At 69.8% G+C, this 18746-nt stretch carries 18 protein-coding genes; 8 read left to right on the top strand and 10 right to left on the bottom strand.

Translation table 11 applies throughout. The features are described 5' to 3' along the window. Positions 1-305: 305 nt before the first annotated feature. From lnt to NN2_RS13395, 5 genes are all read right to left on the bottom strand, one after another. Positions 306-1895 (bottom strand): apolipoprotein N-acyltransferase, encoded by a 1590-nt coding sequence (gene lnt, locus NN2_RS13415; protein WP_082856972.1) that lies wholly within the window; start codon positions 1893-1895, stop codon positions 306-308. A 107-nt stretch (positions 1896-2002) separates the two neighbouring features. Continuing rightward, the gene (locus tag NN2_RS13410; protein WP_063013553.1) at positions 2003-3598 is read right to left on the bottom strand and encodes an amidohydrolase; all 1596 of its coding nucleotides are present in this window, start codon (positions 3596-3598) and stop codon (positions 2003-2005) included. A gap of 50 nt (positions 3599-3648) precedes the next feature. Further along, positions 3649-4131: an FxsA family protein gene (locus NN2_RS13405; RefSeq protein ID WP_063013551.1), complete on the bottom strand. Its 483-nt coding sequence runs from the start codon at positions 4129-4131 to the stop codon at positions 3649-3651. Positions 4132-4215: 84 nt separating this feature from the next. Then, positions 4216-4875 carry a response regulator gene (locus NN2_RS13400; RefSeq protein ID WP_036501594.1) on the bottom strand — a complete coding sequence of 220 codons (660 nt, stop codon included), beginning with the start codon at positions 4873-4875 and terminating at the stop codon, positions 4216-4218. Positions 4876-4906: 31 nt separating this feature from the next. Then, positions 4907-6127 (bottom strand): sensor histidine kinase, encoded by a 1221-nt coding sequence (locus NN2_RS13395; RefSeq protein ID WP_063013549.1) that lies wholly within the window; start codon positions 6125-6127, stop codon positions 4907-4909. An 87-nt stretch (positions 6128-6214) separates the two neighbouring features. Between NN2_RS13395 and NN2_RS13390 the strand changes: the two genes are divergently transcribed. Beyond that, positions 6215-6976, top strand: a complete 762-nt coding sequence (locus NN2_RS13390; RefSeq protein WP_228816858.1) for a sulfite exporter TauE/SafE family protein — start codon at positions 6215-6217, stop codon at positions 6974-6976. 7 nt (positions 6977-6983) lie between these two features. Here the strand turns inward: NN2_RS13390 and NN2_RS13385 are convergent, their stop codons facing one another. After that, a complete protein-coding gene (locus NN2_RS13385; protein ID WP_081879689.1) occupies positions 6984-7637 on the bottom strand; it encodes a TetR/AcrR family transcriptional regulator in 654 nt (217 codons plus the stop codon). 206 nt (positions 7638-7843) lie between these two features. Between NN2_RS13385 and NN2_RS13380 the strand changes: the two genes are divergently transcribed. Both NN2_RS13380 and NN2_RS13375 read left to right on the top strand, forming a co-directional pair. Then, a complete protein-coding gene (locus NN2_RS13380) occupies positions 7844-9367 on the top strand; it encodes a TldD/PmbA family protein (RefSeq protein WP_082856967.1) in 1524 nt (507 codons plus the stop codon). Between the two features lie 121 nt (positions 9368-9488). After that, entirely contained in the window at positions 9489-10877 is a 1389-nt protein-coding gene (locus tag NN2_RS13375; protein WP_063013547.1) for a metallopeptidase TldD-related protein, read from the top strand. Positions 10878-10893: 16 nt separating this feature from the next. Here the strand turns inward: NN2_RS13375 and NN2_RS37730 are convergent, their stop codons facing one another. Then, a complete protein-coding gene (locus NN2_RS37730) occupies positions 10894-11397 on the bottom strand; it encodes a nitroreductase/quinone reductase family protein (protein ID WP_169812404.1) in 504 nt (167 codons plus the stop codon). A gap of 97 nt (positions 11398-11494) precedes the next feature. Between NN2_RS37730 and NN2_RS13365 the strand changes: the two genes are divergently transcribed. After that, positions 11495-12142 carry a TetR/AcrR family transcriptional regulator gene (locus tag NN2_RS13365; protein ID WP_063013543.1) on the top strand — a complete coding sequence of 216 codons (648 nt, stop codon included), beginning with the start codon at positions 11495-11497 and terminating at the stop codon, positions 12140-12142. A 6-nt stretch (positions 12143-12148) separates the two neighbouring features. On the opposite strand, the gene NN2_RS13360 is transcribed toward NN2_RS13365, so the two are convergent. Continuing rightward, on the bottom strand, positions 12149-12412 hold the full coding sequence (locus tag NN2_RS13360; RefSeq protein WP_039778318.1) for a helix-turn-helix domain-containing protein: 264 nt from the start codon (positions 12410-12412) through the stop codon (positions 12149-12151). A 77-nt stretch (positions 12413-12489) separates the two neighbouring features. On the opposite strand from NN2_RS13360, the gene map reads away from it, so the two are divergent. Then, entirely contained in the window at positions 12490-13257 is a 768-nt protein-coding gene (map, locus tag NN2_RS13355; RefSeq protein WP_063013541.1) for a type I methionyl aminopeptidase, read from the top strand. A gap of 112 nt (positions 13258-13369) precedes the next feature. Then, positions 13370-13756: a PPOX class F420-dependent oxidoreductase gene (locus NN2_RS13350; protein WP_063013539.1), complete on the top strand. Its 387-nt coding sequence runs from the start codon at positions 13370-13372 to the stop codon at positions 13754-13756. 30 nt (positions 13757-13786) lie between these two features. On the opposite strand, the gene NN2_RS13345 is transcribed toward NN2_RS13350, so the two are convergent. Together NN2_RS13345 and cobN are read right to left on the bottom strand one after the other, a co-directional pair. Then, positions 13787-14176, bottom strand: a complete 390-nt coding sequence (locus NN2_RS13345; RefSeq protein ID WP_063013537.1) for a PPOX class F420-dependent oxidoreductase — start codon at positions 14174-14176, stop codon at positions 13787-13789. Between the two features lie 94 nt (positions 14177-14270). Next, entirely contained in the window at positions 14271-17894 is a 3624-nt protein-coding gene (gene cobN / locus NN2_RS13340; protein ID WP_063013535.1) for a cobaltochelatase subunit CobN, read from the bottom strand. 271 nt (positions 17895-18165) lie between these two features. On the opposite strand from cobN, the gene NN2_RS13335 reads away from it, so the two are divergent. Together NN2_RS13335 and NN2_RS13330 are read left to right on the top strand one after the other, a co-directional pair. Then, positions 18166-18393 carry a hypothetical protein gene (locus NN2_RS13335; protein WP_063013533.1) on the top strand — a complete coding sequence of 76 codons (228 nt, stop codon included), beginning with the start codon at positions 18166-18168 and terminating at the stop codon, positions 18391-18393. 4 nt (positions 18394-18397) lie between these two features. Next, a complete protein-coding gene (locus NN2_RS13330; RefSeq protein WP_146098566.1) occupies positions 18398-18727 on the top strand; it encodes a hypothetical protein in 330 nt (109 codons plus the stop codon). Positions 18728-18746 lie beyond the last annotated feature (19 nt).

The following is an 18746-nucleotide window of genomic DNA, read 5'->3' as shown; positions in this document are numbered from 1 at the left end:
CGCCAGCGGGAGGACGTGATCCACGCCCTATGATTCGGAGCCCTATTGCGGCCGGACTGGTAACGATGTCGTGATCTTCGGCCGCGAACACCACAGGCAGATAAAGCAATTGGACAGCTATTTCACCGCAAACAACGGCCTAGCAGCTCAGCGTGCCCGTCAACGGCAGGAGCGACGGCGCGCCGTTTCCGGTGACGCAACCAGCCGGCGAATGCGATCGGACGGCCCACGGAATCGAGGTTGTGAGAAATGCCGATTCGCGGGTACCCGCGATGTGTGATTGTCCGCAACAGCTGCGGCGGCCGTCAATCGAATGCCGGATCGCCGGTGACGTCCTCATCGGCACGACGAGTCGAACGCGTCGTTCGCCACCGAGTAGCCGCGACCAGTGCGACGGCCGCAGCAAGGATACACAACATCCGCTCCGGAAGGGGTCCCATCGCGGTCGCGGGTGTCGTTGCGCTGCGCAACGGCAACGTCGCCTCGAGTGCGGCGGGCACGAATTTCTCGGTGTGCTGGCGCACCACGCCGTCGGCGGTGACGACCGCGCTGACACCGGTGGTCGCGGCGACCACGAGCGCCCGGCCGTGTTCGACGGCCCGCACCCGCGACATGGCCAACTGCTGATAGGTCATATCGCTGTCGCCGAAGGTGGCGTTGTTCGTCGGCACGGTGAGCAACTGCGCGCCGGCGCGCAGTGAATCCTCGAACGCCCGGTCGAAGGCGACCTCGTAGCAGGTCGCCACGCCGATCGCGACCATCGGCCCACCGCCGGCCGGGCGGGCGTGCACGACCCCGTCGCCGTGGCCCGGGACGAAGTAGCCGGCGCGGTCGGCGTAGTCGGAGAAGTGTCGGAAGAAGCCGCGATAGGGCAGGTATTCGCCGAAAGGCTGGATGATCTTCTTGTCGTGGCGCTCCCCCGGCCCGTCGGCGTCCCACACGATCACCGAATTGGTGGTGGTGCGGTCGTCGTTGACGAGTACGGCGCCCACCAGGATCGGGGCGTGGATGTCGCGGGAGGCGGCGGTGATCTCGTCGTAGGCGTCGGAATTGCGCAGCGGGTCGATATCGGAGGAATTCTCCGGCCAGATCACCACGTCCGGCTGGGCGGCGGTCCCGGCGGCGACCGCGCGGGCCAGCTCCTCGGTACGGCGAATGTGATTGTCCAGCACGGCCCGGCGCTGGGCGTTGAAGTCCAGGCCCAGCCGCGGCACGCTGCCCTGGATAGCGGCGACCGTGATCGACCGGTCTCCGTCGTCCGGGGCGGGCAGCGCGGTCCGGAGGATCACTCCGGTAATCGGGATAATAGCCACAACCGTTGCGAGAGTGATAATTACGACCGCACGCGGTTGGTGTGCCTGCGGGCGCAACCGAAGCAGAAGCGCCGCCAGAACGCTTCCGGTCAGGGCCACCGCGAAGCTCACCACCGGCGCGCCACCGAGCCAGGCCAGCGGCAGGTACCAGCCGTCGGCCTGCCCGAAAGCGAGTCGGCCCCACGGAAATCCGCCGAACGGAAAGCTGGAGCGTCCCCATTCGGTGAGAGTCCACATCAGCGCGACCCATACCGGCCAGCCCGGCAGGGGGCACACCAGCCGCGACAGCAGCCCGAACAAGCCGACATACACCGCGCATGCTGTCGAGAGCGCCAGCCACGGCATCGGGCCGACGTAGATGCCGGTCCACGGCAGCAACGGCAGGAAGAACGCGAGCCCCGCCAGCAGTCCGTAGCCGAAGCCGCCGCGCAACCTCGCCGCGTCCCGCACCGTCAGGGTGAGGATCGCGATCCCGATCGGCGCGAGATACCAGCAGGTACGCGGCGGAAAGCTCGCGAACACCAACAGCCCGGCGACGACAGCGGCCCCGATCTTCCCCCATACCCGCCACGTCACGCCCAGCACCGCGCCAGCCTACTGGGATAGCGCGCGGTTCCCGCCGGCCGGGGCTCCGCGGCGGCGGCGACACTTTCGCGGAAAGCGCGGTCGGTCTCCGTCGCGTTGTTTCCTCAGGCTGTATAGATCGTCACTCCGTCGCGGACGGTCCGCAGGCAGCGCGGGAGTTCGGCGCCCTCTTCCAAGGACGGAAGGCCGGGGACGCGGGAGCGCGGATCGGTGGACCAGCGCTGGACCGTGTCCGATGCCGCGGCGACGACGAGTTCCGCGGCGTCCCACACCGCATAGTTGGCGGGAGCGCCCGGAACCAGGGTTCCGGCGACACCGTCGCGCACACCGCCGGCCCGCCATGCGCCGCGGGTGGCGGCGGCGAAGGCGGCGCGCGGGGAGATGTGGTGCCCCGGGGTGCGGTGGTTCGCGGCCGCGCGGATGGCCTCCCACGGGTTCAGCGCCGTCACCGGGGCATCGGAGCTGATCGCCAGCGAGATACCGGCGGCGGCCATCGCCGCGAACGGGTTGGTGGCCGCGGCGCGTTCGGCGCCCAGCCGGGTGGCGTACATCCCCTCGGCGCCACCCCACGCGGCGTCGAATCCCGGTTGCACGCTGGCGATCACGCCGAATTCGGCCAGTTTCGCGATCTGGCCGGCATCGAGCAGTTCGGCATGTTCGAGCCGGTGGCCGCGGGTGGCCACCGCCGGTGCGCCGAGTTCGCCGGCGACCCGGGCGAAGCCCTCGACCACCGCATCGATGGCGGCGTCGCCGATGGCGTGGAATCCGGCTTGAATCCCGGCCTCGGTGCAGGCCCGGACATGGGCGGCGATCGCCGCGGCGTCGAGGTAGGAGACACCGGTGGTGTCGCGGTCGGCATAGGGTTCGCGCAGCCAGGCGGTGTGGGAACCGAACGAGCCGTCGACGAACAGGTCGCCGGCCAGCCCGTGTACACCGAGTTCGCCGAGCAGCGCCCGCGCCTCGTCGGCCGAGGTGACGGCCTCACCCCAGTACGCGCGCACCTGCACACCGTGCTCGAATTCCAGCAACTCGCGCACGTCGGTGCGTCCTGCGATCTGGGGGCCCGCACATTCGTGGACGGCGACCACACCGTGCGCGGCCGCGTAATCGAGTGCGGCGGCCCGAGCCCGGTCGCGCTGAGCGCGGTCGAGACCGTCGAGTGCGGCCTCGCGAACGAGGTGATGCGCGTCGGCGCGAAGCGGTGCGCCGGCGGTGTAACCCGCGGCCGCGCGAACGCCGCTCACCGTGTCGAGCAGCGCGGTCGAGGCGACCGCGGAATGGGCGTCCACGCGGGCCAGATAGGCCGGACGGCCGGGCCCGGCGGCGGCATCGATCTCATCGACGGTGGGCGGGCGGCCCTCGGGCCAGCGGGTTTCGTCCCAGCCGTCGCCGATGATCGTTCCGGTATGGGTGGCAGCGTACTCGCGTACCAGATCCAGGCACTGTGCCAGCGAATTCGCCTGGGACAGGTCCAAACCCGTCAGTTGCAGGCCGAGCGCGGTGACGTGCACGTGCGGATCGACGAAGGCCGGGGCGACGAAAGCGCCGTCCAGATCGACGATTTCGGCGTCGGGGTGCAAAGCGCGGCCGGGGCGTTCGGCGCCCAGCCAGACCACGGTGCCGTCGGTGATTGCCATCGTGGTGGCATCGGGGGAACTGGAACTGTAGATTCGGCCGCCGACCAGCAACTGGGTACTCACGGGTGACCAGTGTGCCGCACGGCCGGCGGCCCGCGATCAGTGCGGGCCGGTCAGCGGGGGTCGATCATGCGCCGCGCGTGACCCTGACCGTCGTCGTAGTACTGCTCGACGACCACACCGTCCACGACCTCTCCAGAGGGTTCCACCACCACGCCGCGATAGCCGGTGGCCATGGTCAGCCGGTCGATGCGCCGCAGCGCCGCGGCCGAGACCAGCGGTCGCAGCAGCGCGCGGGTGGGAAGAAGCAGTAGCAGTCCGAATACCGAGGTGACCAGGCCGGGAACGAACATCAGCAGCGCGCCCACCCCGACCAGCGCGCCGTCGGCGACGGCGGTTCCCGGGGCGATCTCGCCGCGGCGGGCACGACGGAACTGCTGGAAGACCCGGCGGCCCTGGGAACGCACCAGGATCAGCCCGAGCGCGGACCCGGCGATGAGCAGCAGAATGGTCGGCACGGCACCGATGAGGTGGCCGACCACGACCAGCGCCGCGATCTCGACGACGAGATAGAGGGCGAACAACAGGGCGGGCATCGGCGATCCTTTCCACGATCTACCCTGCCCAACGCGCGACGACCCCGTTTTTCTCCCGATTCGGGCATATCGTCGCTCACCCGGTCAGGTACCGGGCGTGACCAGCCCGGTTTCATAGGCCAGCACGACCGCCTGCACCCGGTCGCGCAGTCCCAGTTTGGTCAGCACCCGGCCGACGTGAGTCTTGACCGTGGCTTCCGAGAGATACAGCTCGGCGGCGATCTCGGCGTTGGAGCGCCCGGCGGCGATCTGTTCGAGCACCTCGCGTTCGCGCGCGGTGAGCACGTCGAGCACCGATGGGTCGCGCACGCGGGCGGGGTCGGCGGCGATCAGCCGGTTCAGCAGCCGTTTGGTCACCTTCGGCGAGACCACGGCGTCACCGGCCGCGACGCTGCGGATGGCGGAGATCAGATCCTCGGGCGGGGTGTCCTTGAGCAGGAAACCACTGGCGCCGGCCCGCAGGGCGCCGAGTGCGTGTTCGTCGAGATCGAAGGTGGTCATCACCAGAACCCGGCTGCCACACCCGGATTCGAGGATCTGAGCGGTGGCGGCGACGCCGTCGACCACCGGCATCCGCACATCCATCAGCACCACGTCGGGGGCCAGTTCACCGGCCAGGCGCACGGCGGTCGCGCCGTTGTCGGCCTCGGCGACGACGTCGACGTCCGGGTGCGCGCCCAGCACCATCTTGAGTCCGGCACGCATGAGTTCCTGATCGTCGACGACGAGTACGGTGATCGGCACCGCACCAATCTAACCGGGACTCCTCGCCCGGTCAGTCGGGTAGTTCACGCTGCAGGGGAATGGTGGCGCAGACGCGCCAGCCGCCCTCGGGACGTCGTCCCACCGCGAGGGTGCCGCCGAGTACCGCGATCCGCTCCCGCATCCCGACCAGTCCCAGTCCGCTGCCGGCGATGCCGTTGCGCAGCGCGGTGTCGTCCACGACGGGAGCCTGCGTGGCCACGGTGAACCCGGTCGCGGACGGCCCGGCGTCGCCGCGGTCGAGCACCTCGACCAGCACGTCCGCGTCGCGCCGCCGCACCCGCACCCAGGCCTGCGGGTCGGGGCCGGCGTGGCGGAAGGTGTTGGTCAGCGATTCCTGCACGATGCGGTGCATGCCGAGGCTCACCTCGGGGGCGACATCGTCGAGTTCCCCGGTGAGTTCCAGTTCCACGGCCAGCCCGGCGCTGCGCATCATCTCCACCACCTTCGCCAGTCCGGCGGTGCCGTGTTGCGGCAGCTGCTCCGGGGCGTGCTCGGTGCGCAGCAGTTCCACCGTGCGGCGCAGTTCCCGCAGCGCCTCGCGGCCTGTGCCGGCGATGGTGGCCAGCGCCTGTTCGGCGACCTCGGGGTCGCGGCGCAGCGCGTATTTCGCCCCGTCGGCCTGCACGATGATGACGCTGACCGCGTGGGCGACCACATCGTGGAGTTCGCGGGCGATGCGGGTGCGTTCGGCCGAGACCGCGTCGTGGGCGCTGCGTTCACGGTCGTAGTCGGCGACGGCGAGGCGGGCCGCGACCTCGGCGTCGTAGGCGTGGCGGGCGCCGAGGAATTCCGCGAGGGTCCAGCACAGCGCGTAGAACATGATCAGGAAGCCGATGACGATCGGCACCGACTGGTCGACCACGGCCAGCGAGAACGCTCCGTCCACGGCGAGGCCGACCAGATACAGCAAACCCTCGCGCCGGCCCACGTACGCGACGAGGGTGTAGAGCGCGACGCCGACCGCCAGCAGCGCCGGCGGCTGCAGATCCTCGTGCAGGACCACGCTCACCGCGCTGGTGGTGATCGACAGCACCAGCAGGGCGACCGCACTGGCCCGCGGATAGCTGCGCCGCCAGATCACCGGCACCGGAACCAGCAGCCCGAGGATCAGATAGACGATCGCATGATCCTTGCCGCCGAGCGTGAGCAGATCCAACAGCACCAGTGCGGCCGCGAGGATGGAATCGGCGACCATGGGTTTGCCACGGAGCCACAGACTGAATCGGCGCACTCGCTCAGCCTAGGTGGCCGCCACCTCGACACCGCGCGCCACGATTTGCCGCACGTCGCCGACTCTGATTGGGTCGCCGCCGTGGGTATGGCCGAGTGGGCGGTGCTGCTGCCCGCGGCCACGGCCGCAGGATGGGTGGACGCGGTGGTGGGCGGTGGCGGATTGATCATTCTGCCGACACTGCTACTGGTGGCGCCGACGCTGCCCCCGCAGACCGCGCTGGGCACGAACAAGATCGCCGCATTCGCCGGAACCAGTGCCGCAGCGCTGACTTTCGCGCGCCGGGTGCCGATGCGATGGCCGCTCATGCTGTCGGGTGCGGCGATCGCGGCGTGCGCGGCGGCCGCCGGTTCGGCCGCGGTGGCCCTGATCGACCGGCGCTATTTCATCCCGATCGTGATGACGGTGCTGATCGGTGTCGCGATCGTGGTGGCGACGCGGCCCTCGATCGGGGTGACGATGGCGACCCACCCGCCGACCCGGCGCCGCACGATCCTGGTGGTGGGCCTGTCGGCCGGGCTGATCGGCGGCTACGACGGGCTGGTCGGCCCCGGTACCGGCACCTTCCTGATCATCTCCTTCGCCACCCTGCTCGGTACCGAGTTCGTGCGCGCCGCGGCCATGGCGAAGGTGATCAACTGCGGATCCAATCTCGGCGCGCTGATCCTGCTCGCCGCCACCGGGCACATCATCTGGTCGGTGGGCCTGGGCATGGCGGTGGCGAATATCGCGGGCTCCGTGGTGGGTTCGCGGATGGCGATCGCGCGCGGGGCCGGGTTCGTGCGCGCGGTGCTGCTGATCGTGGTGACCGCGATGGTGGTGCGCCTGGGCTGGCAGCAGTTCGGCTGAGCGGCGCTCAGCAGCGCGCCTCCGCGGTCAGATGCCGGCCGGCCGAGAGCCAGGGCGCCAGCACCCGCGAGGTGGTCTCGCGGATGGTGCGATGCAGCCGTTCCCCGTCCTCGATCGCGTGGCGGCCGGAGAACAGCACGGTCAGCGCACCCGACACCGCCCCGACGACGGCGCCGACCAGCGCGGCCGCGCCGACCTCGTCCAATTCGTCGGGGAAGGCGTCGCGCAGCCGCCGCGCGATCTCCTGCTGCGCGGCCAGCTGGGCGTGCGCGGCCCGGCCGCTGACGGCGGGCACGGTGCGCGAGACCTGGGCCCGCAACACGGCGATGCGGGCCGCCAGATCGTCGCCGAGGTGATCACCGGGATTGTCCCCGGCGGCCCGCAGCGCGCGCAGCAGCACCTCGACGGGTCGTTCGTCGGCACGACGGCTCGCGATCGCGGCCACCGCCGCGGTGACGCGTTCATCGGGCTCGGGGAAGAGCAGTTCCTCTTTGCTCTCGAAGTAGTTGAAGAACGTCCTCGTACCCACCTCGGCGGTCGCGGCGATATCGGCGACGGTGGTCGCCTCGTAGCCGCGGGATTCGAACAGATCGGCGGCAGCCTCGAGGAGGGCGCGGCGGGTGCGTTCCCGCTTACGGTCACGGAGTGCGGATGGCGGCACGCGGGCAGACAGTACGCCATCGGCGCCGCAACCTGCGGCAGGCTGCGCGTTTCGCGCGCGTTTCAGTCCGTGCCACACCGCATTTCGTGCATGTTTGCATCGCCTGCAATCATGCACGGCGTGTCGCGTTGGGTCCCAGAGTGTTTCGCCGCACCCGTCGGCCGATCCGGTGGCCCAGCCGGCGTTCAGCAATTAGCGTAGGCCGGGTGAGCATCGCATCTGCGGCCGTGGACGACCAGTTCCGCGCGCTGCCGCTGGCCGCCCTGACCGATGCGGCGTTGACGGCGGCGCGCGCGGCCGGCGCCGAGTACGCCGATCTGCGGGTGCATCGGCTGCTGACGCAATCGATCCGGTTGCGCGACGGCCGCGTCGAATCCATCGACAATGCCGACGACCTGGGCTTCGCGGTCCGCGTGATCGTCGACGGCACCTGGGGTTTCGCCTCGCACTGCGAACTGACACCCGCGACCGCCGTGGCGGTGGCCCAGCGCGCGGTCACCGTCGCGGCGACGCTGCGGGCGCTCAACCGCGAGCGGGTCGAACTCGCCGGCGAACCGGTCTATCGCGACGCGACCTGGGTCTCGCCCTACCAGGTGGACCCGTTCACCGTGCCCACGCCGGAGAAGGTCGCGCTGCTGCAGGACTATTCGCAGCGCCTGTCCTCGGCCGCGGGCATCGATCACGTGACGGCATCGGTGCTGCAGGTCAAGGAGCAGACCTACTACGCCGACACCGCGGGTTCCACGATCACCCAGCAGCGGGTGCGACTGCATCCGCAACTCGAGGCGATCACCGTCGACGCCGCGACGGGTGGTTTCGAGACCATGCGGACCCTCGCCGCCCCGGCCGGGCGCGGCTGGGAGTACGTCACCGGCGCCGACGGCGTCTGGGACTGGAACGAGGAACTGGCACGGATGCCGCAGTGGCTGGCCGAGAAGGTCGCCGCGCCGTCGGTGACGCCGGGCCCCACCGACCTGGTGATCGACCCGACCAATCTGTGGCTGACGATTCACGAATCCATCGGCCACGCCACCGAATACGATCGCGCGATCGGCTACGAATCGGCCTACGCCGGAACCTCCTTCGCCACTCCCGACAAGCTCGGGACGCTGCGCTACGGCACCCCGATCATGCACGTCACCGGCGATCGGACTCAGGAGTACGGCCTCGCGACGGTCGGCTACGACGACGAGGGGGTGGCCGGGCAGCGCTGGGATCTGGTGCGCGACGGCATCCTGGTCGGCTATCAGCTCGACCGGGTCTTCGCGCCTCGTCTCGGGGTGCCCCGGTCCAACGGGTGCTCCTACGCCGATTCCGCCCATCATGTGCCCATCCAGCGCATGGCCAACGTGTCCCTGCAGCCCGATCCGGAGTCCGATACCAGCACCGCCGAGCTGATCTCGCGGGTCGAGGACGGGATCTACATCGTCGGCGACCGGTCCTGGTCGATCGACATGCAGCGCTACAACTTCCAGTTCACCGGGCAGCGCTTCTTCCGGATTCGCAACGGGGAGTTGGCCGGTCAGCTGCGCGACGTCGCCTACCAGGCCACCACCACCGACTTCTGGGGCGCGATGGAAGCCGTCGGCGGCCCGTCGACCTGGGTCCTCGGCGGGGCGTTCAACTGCGGTAAGGCCCAGCCCGGCCAGGTCGCGGCGGTATCGCACGGATGTCCGTCGGTGCTGGTGCGCGGGGTGAACATCCTCAACACCCGCCAGGAGGCGGGGTGAGTAACCCTCGCGCAGCAGCCACTCGCCGCGCCGACCGGGTGCGGGTGTCCCGCCACACAGGAGGCGGGGTAATGGCCACGATTCGGAATTGGCACACAACGCGGGAGGCCGGTCGGTGACGATGATGCACGGCGCGGAGGTCGTGGAGCGGGCGCTGGCCGTCGCGCGCGCGGACGAGACGATCGTCATCGTCACCGACGCGTCCGAGGCCTCGCTGCGCTGGGCCGGCAATTCCATGACCACCAACGGGTCGTCGGTGTCACGATCCTGGGCGGTGGTGTCGGTCCTGCGCGAGGGCCCACGCTCGGCGCGGGTGGGCAGTGCCGGTTCCACGAGCGTGGATCCGGCCGAGATCGAGGCCGTGGTGCGCAGCGCCGAAGAGGCGGCTCGCACGGCCGAGCCCGCTGCGGACGCCATGCCGCTGCTGGACCCGGAAACCGCGGGCGCACACCTGGATTCGGAGTGGGCGGGCCCCGTGCGCGAGACCGGCATCGAGGTATTCACCGGACTCGCCGGTGAGCTCGCGGTCGGGTTCGCCGGCGCCGACCGGCTCTACGGTTTCGCCCATCATCAGCTGCACACCACCTGGCTGGGCACCTCCACCGGCATCCGCCGCCGGTGGACCGAGCCCACCGGATCCATCGAGATCAACGGCAAACGCGGCGGGGACGGCGATCCCGCGAGCGCCTGGGTGGGCGCGCCGACCGCCGACTTCACCGATATCGGCGTCACCGCACTGCTGGCCGAGCTGAGCCGGCGCCTGGACTGGTGTGCCCGCCGGGTCGAGCTGCCGGCCGGTCGCTATCCCACCCTGCTGCCGCCCTCGGCGGTCGCCGACCTGCTGATTCCGATGCTGTGGTCGATGGACGGACGCGGCGCCCACGAGGGGCACACCGCATTCGCCCGGGCCGGCGGCACCCGCATCGGGGAGCGGCTCACCGACCTGCCGCTGACGTTGTACTCGGATCCGACTGCCGCGGGTTTGGAGTACCGGCCGTTCGTCGCGACCGCCGCCTCATCGGAGACCTCCTCGATCTTCGACAACGGTCTCTCGGCCGGTCGCGTGGACTGGCTGCGCGAGGGAGTGATCGAGTCGCTGATCTATCCGCGCGCAGTGGCCGCGCAGTACAACGCTCCGGTCACGGTGGCCGGTGAGAATCTGCTGCTGAGCGGCGGGACGGACACCACTCTCGAGCAGATGATCGCCACCACCGAGCGTGGCCTGTTGCTGACCTGTCTGTGGTACATCCGCGAGGTCGATCCGGCCACGCTGTTGCAGACCGGCCTGACTCGCGACGGCGTGTACCTGGTGGAGGACGGCGCGGTCACCGCCGCGGTCAACAACTTCCGCTTCAACGAGAGCCCGCTGGATCTGCTGCGCCGCGCTACCGAGGTCGGCGCCACCGAGATCACGCTGCCGCGCGAATGGAAGGACTGGTTCACCCGCACGGCCATGCCGCCGATGCGGATCCCCGACTTCCACATGTCCTCGGTCAGCCAGGCCACCTGAGCGCGGTCACCCGCACTCAGCGCATCGATCGCGGCCGCAGCCGCACGACGACCGTGCCGCGGCCGAGGGCGGCGCGCAGCTGTTCCCGGTCGACGTTGCCGTCGGCATCGAGGCTGATACCGGCGAAGCGGCCGTGCGTCGGATTCTGGGTGAGGATGATGCGGTAGGGCTCGGCGATCTCCTCTTCACCGGAGATCACCTCCCAGTCCGCGAGCCGCTCCCGGCCGCGCCAGGTGATCCGCACCGGTTCGCCCGGCCGCAGATTGCGCCGCCAGCCCGCCGCGGTGCCGACCAGCAGTGCGCCGTCGGATTCGGCGTAGCCGACCGGATTCGCGTAGACGCGGCCGGTTTTGCGCCCGACCACGGTGACGATCATCAATTTCGCGCTGAGCAGGCGATGCAGCGGCGACCGCAACAGGGCGCGCATGCCGGCGTCGACCGCCGTCTGCATGCGCAACCGGCCCCGGCCCGCCGATTCGCGGGCGGTTCCGGCTGATGGGGGTGTGCTGGGAGTGGACATGTCGACAGCTCCGATCAGTATTTTCGAGTGCCTACTCAGAAAATACGACGGGTTGCGGCATACTGCAAGGGCACGAACCGATCGGAAGGAACACGCGGTGCCGCGCCAGCACGCCCAGAACACCGAACCGCCCGCACGCACCCGCGGGCGGCCGCGCAGCGGAGTGCGGGAGGCTGTCATCGTGGCCGCACAGGACGTCCTCACCGGTTCCGGGGTCGCCCGGCTCACCACCAAGGAAGTCGCCACTCGCGCGGGCGTCGCCGAGTCGAGCATTTTCTATCACTTCGGCGATCGCACCGGCCTGCTCCAAGCTGTGATCCAGCATCACCTGCGGCCGCTGAAGGATATGCTCGCCGATTCGTCCCATTCCGCGGACACGGCCGAATCCGCCGATCTGCGAAGCGATCTCGTGCACCTGGTGACCGTGCTGGAGGACTTCTTCCGTGCCGCGCTACCGGTCATGGCGGCGATCGACTCCGACGCCGAATTGCGCGCGGTGTACTCGGAACGCAGCCGCGACTTCGATCTGGGCCCGCACCGCGCCCTGGACGTGGTGATCGGACACCTGTCGGCCCGCCACCACATCGTCACCGAACCACGCACCGCCGCATTACTGCTCGTGGGCGCAGCCCACCAGCGAGCACTCCAGTCGCGAATGAGCCCGCCGGAGGCACGGGCCACACTCCCCTCCCCGGAGGCGATAGCCGACGCGCCCCTTCCCCTGTTCCGCGCGGAAAACTCCTAGTTACGGTCAGGCCGAGGCGCTGAGGCGGGCGGACTGCCACACCTCGGCCAACTCCTGCAGCGGAATTCCGAGCGCCCCGGAGAGTCCGACGACGGTGCCGAATGCCGGGCTGGGCAGCCGGCCGGATTCGATCTTGCGCAGCGTTTCCGGTGAGATGCCGGCCGCGCGGGCGATCTCCGCGGGGTCCCGATCGCCCCGGACCGCACGCAGATGCGCGCCCAGGCGGCGACCGGCCTCTACCTGGGCCGGGGTCAGCGGAAGTCGAACCATGCCCCCAGCATAGAGCTGGTATTCAAATACCGCTACGGTTAGAGTCGGTATATAAATACCGATACCAGGGAGGTTTCGTGGTCGAACTGAAGACAGCCGCCGAGATCGAGCGGATGGGCGTGGCCGGACGCTTCGTCGCCGAGGTGCTCGCGGAGCTGCGGGAAAAAGCCGAGGTCGGGATGAATCTGCTCGATCTGGAAAAGTATGTGCGGCAGCGCATCCGGGAACGAGGGGCGGTGTCGTGCTATTGGGACTACGCGCCTTCGTTCGGGCGCGGCCCGTTCCGCAACACCGTCTGCCTGTCGGTCAACGACGCGGTTCTGCACGGACTGCCCTACGACTACCGGTTGCGCGACGGTGATGTGCTGACCATGGATCTGGCGGTCTCGGTCGACGGCTGGGTCGCCGACGCCGCGGTCAGCACCATCGTCGGCACCGCCGATCCCGAGGACGCCCGGCTGGTGGCCGCGACCGAGGAGGCCTTGGCCGCCGCCGTCGAGGTCGCCCGGCCGGGAGGGCGGCTCGGCGACATCTCCGCGGCCATCGCGGGCGTCGCGCGGCGGCACGGCTACCCCGTCAACACCGAATTCGGCGGCCACGGACTCGGCCGCACCATGCACGAGGATCCGCACGTTCCCAACGCCGGTCGCGCCGGGCGCGGCATGCGGCTCGTCCCCGGCCTCACCATCGCGATCGAGCCCTGGTTCGCCCGCACCACCGATCGCATCATCACCGATCCGGACGGATGGACGATCCGTTCCGCCGACGGCTCGCGCACCGCACATTCCGAACACACCGTCGCCATCACCGACGCGGGCCCCCGAATCCTCACCCACACGGCATGATTCACCCCTGGGCCATGCCGATCAGGCAATGTCGTTCGGAGCAGGATCGGGGAACGAAGGTCGGTGACGCTCCGCCGCCGCCTCCGGGCTCGACCGATTAGGCTCGGCAGTCGTGGACAATCCTTTCGGCCCCGCCGGTACCGCGAACTACGTTCTGCTCACCACCTACAAGAAGGACGGCACACCGGTCGCGACCCCGGTGTGGGCGGCGCTCGACGATGCGAAGTTGTACGTCTGGACCGAGACCGCGGCCTGGAAGGTCAAGCGGGTGCGGCGCAATCCGGACGTCACCTTGCAGCCCTGCAGCGTGTCGGGTAAGCCGCACGGGGAGATCGTGCGCGGCACCGCCCGGGTGCTCGACGAGGAGGGCAGCGACCGGACCCGGCAGCTGATCAAGCGCAAGTATTCGCTCATGGGTTGGCTGATCGTCACCGGCAGCGTGCTGCGGCGCGGCCGCAAGGGCACGATCGGCATCGAAATCGCCGCTGCCCCAGCCTGATCCGAGACGATCTCACTCGATCGGCGGTGGTCACTGCCCCGCCGGTTGGGCGGTGATCGCCAGCCCGACCGAGCGATCCTTGCCGAAGATCAACTTGTGGCCGCGGATCAGCAGGGTGCCGATCACGCCGTATTTGTGGGCGATGAGATCGCGGACCCGTTCGGTCCCGTCGCCATCGAGGACGCGCGCCGTCCCGGCGCTCACCGGCGATCCGGACGTGCGGCCGCGGGCGTCGCAGGCCTGGACCGTCACCGCGGCGTTGCGGTGCAGCCGTTTCACCTTCCAGCTCTTCGGATTGGTCCAGACCACCAGCCGGTCGCCGTCGGGAGCCACCCAGACCGGGGCCCCGACCGGCGTGCCGTCCTTCTTGTAGGTGGTGAGCAGGACGTACTTCTGCTGTGCGAGTTCGTTCCAGGTCATATCCCCACGGTAGGGGCCGAACCCGCGCCCGCACATCCGCCGCGCGGCGCAGGATCCGGTGCGCCCGCCGACGTAGCGGCCGCACCGGGTCGCACTACTCGAGTTCGCCCTCGGTTTCGAGGTAGATCTGCCGCAGCCGGTCCAGTGTTTCCGGCTGCGGGGCCTCCCACAGTTTGCGTTCGGCCGCCTCGAGCAGGCGTTCGGCGATGCCGTGCAGTGCCCACGGATTGGACTCGGTCATGAACTTGCGGTTCACATCGTCGAAAACGTAGCTCTCCGAGAGCTTTTCGTACATCCAGTCGGCGACGACATTGGTGGTGGCGTCGTAACCGAACAGGTAGTCGACCGTCGCGGCCATCTCGAACGCACCCTTGTAGCCGTGCCGGCGCATCGCCTCGAGCCAGCGAGGATTGACCACGCGGGAGCGGAACACCCGGGTGGTCTCCTCGGAGAGGGTGCGGGTGCGCACCGCGTCGGGACGCGTCGAATCGCCGATGTAGGCCTCGGGATTCTTGCCGGTCAGCGCCCGGACGGCGGCGACCATGCCCCCGTGGTACTGGAAGTAGTCGTCGGAATCGGCGATGTCGTGCTCACGGGTGTCGGTGTTCTTGGCCGCGACCGCGATGCGCCGGTAGGCCGCGCGCATATCGTCGGCGGCCGGCGCGCCGTCCAGGCCACGGCCGTAGGCGTAGCCGCCCCAGGTGGTGTACACCTGGGCCAGATCGTCGTCGGTGCGCCAGCTCTTGGAGTCGATCAACTGCAGCAGACCCGCGCCGTAGGTACCGGGTTTGGATCCGAAGATCCGGGTGGTGGCACGGCGCCGGTCACCGTGCTCGGCCAGATCAGAATCGGTGTGCGCGCGAACGTAATTCGATTCCGCCGGTTCGTCCAGCTCGGCGACCAGCCGGACCGCGTCGTCGAGCAGCGCCAGCACGTGCGGGAACGCGTCGCGGAAGAATCCGGAGATTCGCACGGTGACGTCGATGCGCGGGCGGCCCAGCTCGGCCAGGTCGACCACCTCCAGGCGAGTGACCCGGCGGCTCGCCTCGTCCCACACCGGCCGCACCCCCAGCAGCGCGAACACCTCGGCGATATCGTCACCGGCGGTCCGCATGGCCGAGGTGCCCCACACCGAGAGCCCGACCGATCGCGGGTAGTCGCCGTGATCGGAGCGGTAGCGCTCGAGCAGCGAATCCGCCATCGCCTGGCCGGTCTCCCAGGCCAGCCGCGACGGCACCGCCTTCGGATCCACGGAATAGAAGTTCCGCCCGGTCGGCAGCACGTTGATCAGACCGCGCAGCGGCGAACCACTCGGCCCGGCCGGGATGAATCCACCGTCCAGGGCGTGCAGGATCCGCTCGATCTCGACTCCGGTCTGCCGCAATCGGGGCACGACTTCGGTTGCGGCGAAGCGCAATACGGCCGCAAGGGTGTCCGGAGCGGCGGGTTCGTGGCGAGCCACCAGCTCCTCCACCGCCGCCGGCGACCACTCCGCGGCCTGCAGTGCGGCCAGCAGCGTCCGTGCGCGCTGCTCGACGACATCGACGCGCTCGCGCGATTCTTCCCCGGATTCGTCGAGCCCCAGCGCCTCGCGCAGCCCCGGCACCGCGACTTCCCCACCCCAGAGCTGGCGGGCGCGCAACATGGCCAGCACCAGATCCAGTTCGCCCTCGCCGGCCGGGGCCTGCCCAAGGATGTGCAGGCCGTCGCGAATCTGCACATCCTTGATCTCGCACAGCCAGCCGTCGACGTGCAGCAGCATGTCGTCGAAGGTGTCCTCGTCCGGTCGCTCCTCGAGCCCCAGGTCGTGGTCCATCTTCGCGGCCCGCATCAGGGTCCAGATCTGCTGGCGAATCGCGGGCAGCTTGGCCGGATCCAGCGCCGAGATGTTGGCGTGCTCGTCGAGCAACTGTTCCAGGCGAGCGATATCGCCGTAGGTCTCCGCGCGGGCCATAGGGGGAATGAGGTGGTCGACCAGCGTGGCGTGGGCGCGGCGCTTGGCCTGGGTGCCCTCACCGGGATCGTTTACCAGGAACGGATAGATCAGCGGCAGATCGCCGAGGGCGGCGTCGGTGCCGCAGGCCGCCGACATCCCCAGTGTCTTGCCGGGCAGCCATTCCAGATTGCCGTGTTTGCCCAGATGCACCATCGCGTCGGCGCCGAATCCGCCCTCGCCGGCCGCCGCGGACAACCACCGGTACACCGCCAGATAGTGGTGGCTGGGCGGCAGATCCGGATCGTGGTAGATCGCGACCGGATTCTCGCCGAAGCCGCGCGGCGGCTGCACCAGCAGCACGATATTGCCGAAACGCAGTGCGGCGATGACGATTTCGCCGTCCGGATCGGCGGAGCGGTCGACGAACAGTTCGCCCGGCGGCGGCCCCCAGGCCTCGACGACCGCGGTGCGCAATCTCTCGGGCAGGGTGGCGAACCAGGCCGAGTACTGCCGGGCGCCGATGCGAATCGGATTGCCCTCCAACTGTTCCGCGCTCAACCAGTCCGGATCCTGACCACCGGCGGCGATCAACGCGTGGATGAGCGCATCGCCGTCGCGCTCCTCGAGCCCCGGAACCTCGCCCGGCGCGCCGAGATCGTAACCGGCCGTGCGCATCTCGGTCAGCAGCCGGATCGCGCTGGCGGGGGTGTCCAGCCCGACGGCATTGCCGATGCGGGCGTGCTTGGTCGGATACGCCGACAGCATCAGCGCGATCCGGCGCTGCGCCACGGGCAGATGCCGCAGCCGCGCGTGGCGCACCGCGATGCCCGCGACCCGCGCCGCCCGCTCCGCATCGGGCACATAGGTCGACAGACCGTCGGCGTCGAACTCCTTGAACGAGAACGGCACCGTGATGATCCGACCGTCGAATTCCGGCACCGCGACCTGGGTGGCGACATCCAGCGGCGAGAGTCCGTCGTCGTTGTCCGCCCACTGGTCCCGGCCGCTGGTCAGGCACAGCCCCTGCAGGATCGGCACATCCAGGTCGGCGAGCGCGCCGATATCCCAGGCCTCGTCGTCACCGCCGGCGGCCGCGGTCGCGGGTTTGGTGCCGCCCGCGGCCAGCACGGTCACCACCAGCGCGTCCGCGCGGCGCAGCGTGTCGAGCAGATCCGGTTCGGCGTTGCGCAGCGACGCGCAGTACAGCGGCAGCGGGCGGGCGCCGGCCTGTTCCAGCGCTCGGCACAGCGCCTCCACGTAGGCGGTATTGCCGGCCAGGTGCTGGGCGCGGTAGTACAACACAGCCACCGTCGGCGCGTCGGCGAGCCGGGAATCGTTGCCGGACAACTCCTTCGGCGCGCGGTCGAGCTCACCCCAGGAGGGCAGCTGGACCGGCGGCTCGAATCCGTGACCGGTCAGGAGCACGGTGTCGGACAGGAAGTTGTGCAGCTGCCGCAAATTGCCGGGCCCGCCCGCGGCCAGATAGTTGTGCGCGTCCGCGGCCACGCCACCCGGGACCGTCGAGCACTCCATCAGTTCGGCATCGGGCGCCATTTCGCCGCCCAGGGCCACCAGCGGGATCCCCGCGGCGCGGACCGCGTCCAGCCCTTCCTCCCAGGCGCGGCGACCGCCCAGGATGCGCACCACGACCAGATCGGCGCCCTCGAGCAGTCCCGGCAGATCCTCGACCAGCAGCCGGGCCGGGTTGGCGAGCCGATAGTCGGCGCCGCTCGCGCGCGCGGACAGCAGATCGGTGTCGGACGTGGACAGCAGCAGAATCACGGTTCTCCTCGGGTGACGCGCCCATAGCGGATACGGCCGCCCGCCCGGAGGGTCTGACTGTCACAGTGGCGCGACCGCACCGGAATTGCACCGGCTTTCCTCGTATCGGCGAGCCCCCGGATGCTATCGCACTGCTGTGACCGGTATTTCCCGATCCGATCCCGCGGCGTACGCTGTGAATATGCCGAACTCACCGGGATGGAGCAGGCGGAACCGCTTTGCCGCCTGGTCGGGAATTACATGCATGATGGTTGCTGTTGCATTGCTGGCAATGGCTTTGGCCGCTGCGGCCGGGGGTCACGGCGGGCTGTTGCTCGTCGCCGCGGGCGCCTGTGCGGCGGTCGCGATCTTCGGGCTGCTGGTCTTCGAGTCCACGGTCCGCCGCGACCACGTCGAACGCCACGACACACCACATCTGTTGTCGGACAGTTACGTCGACGACCAGCTGTGGCAGGCCGTGATCCGCGCCCGGGACGAGAGCAGCCCGAAGGACCGGTGAGCCGATGCCCGCCACCCCGCCTTGGGTGCGGCGCAACCGTATGGTCGCCTGGACCAGCTACTTCTGCGTTCTGATCGGATTCGGCAGCCTGGCGATGGGACTCACCGCGGCCGCGAGCGGCCATCGCGGCTGGGCTCTCGTCTCCGGCGCGATCTGCGCCGCCGCCTTCCTCGGCGGGATGAGCCTGTTCGGCGCGACCGCCCACCACGACCGGGTCGCCCACCACGCAGGCCCCAGCCTGCTCTTCGATCCCTCCTGGCCGGCCGCCCCGCTCGAACCGTCCCGCACGTCGCACGATCCGCGACGCCGCCTGCACCTGAGGCGCGGTCACTGACACCGTGAACCGCGGACGC

Origin of the sequence: Nocardia nova NBRC 15556 (assembly GCF_001613005.1) — a bacterium.
GTDB lineage: Bacteria > Actinomycetota > Actinomycetes > Mycobacteriales > Mycobacteriaceae > Nocardia > Nocardia nova.
Note: the sequence above shows the minus strand (reverse complement) of the source record. Positions and strands in the feature narration are given on the sequence as shown.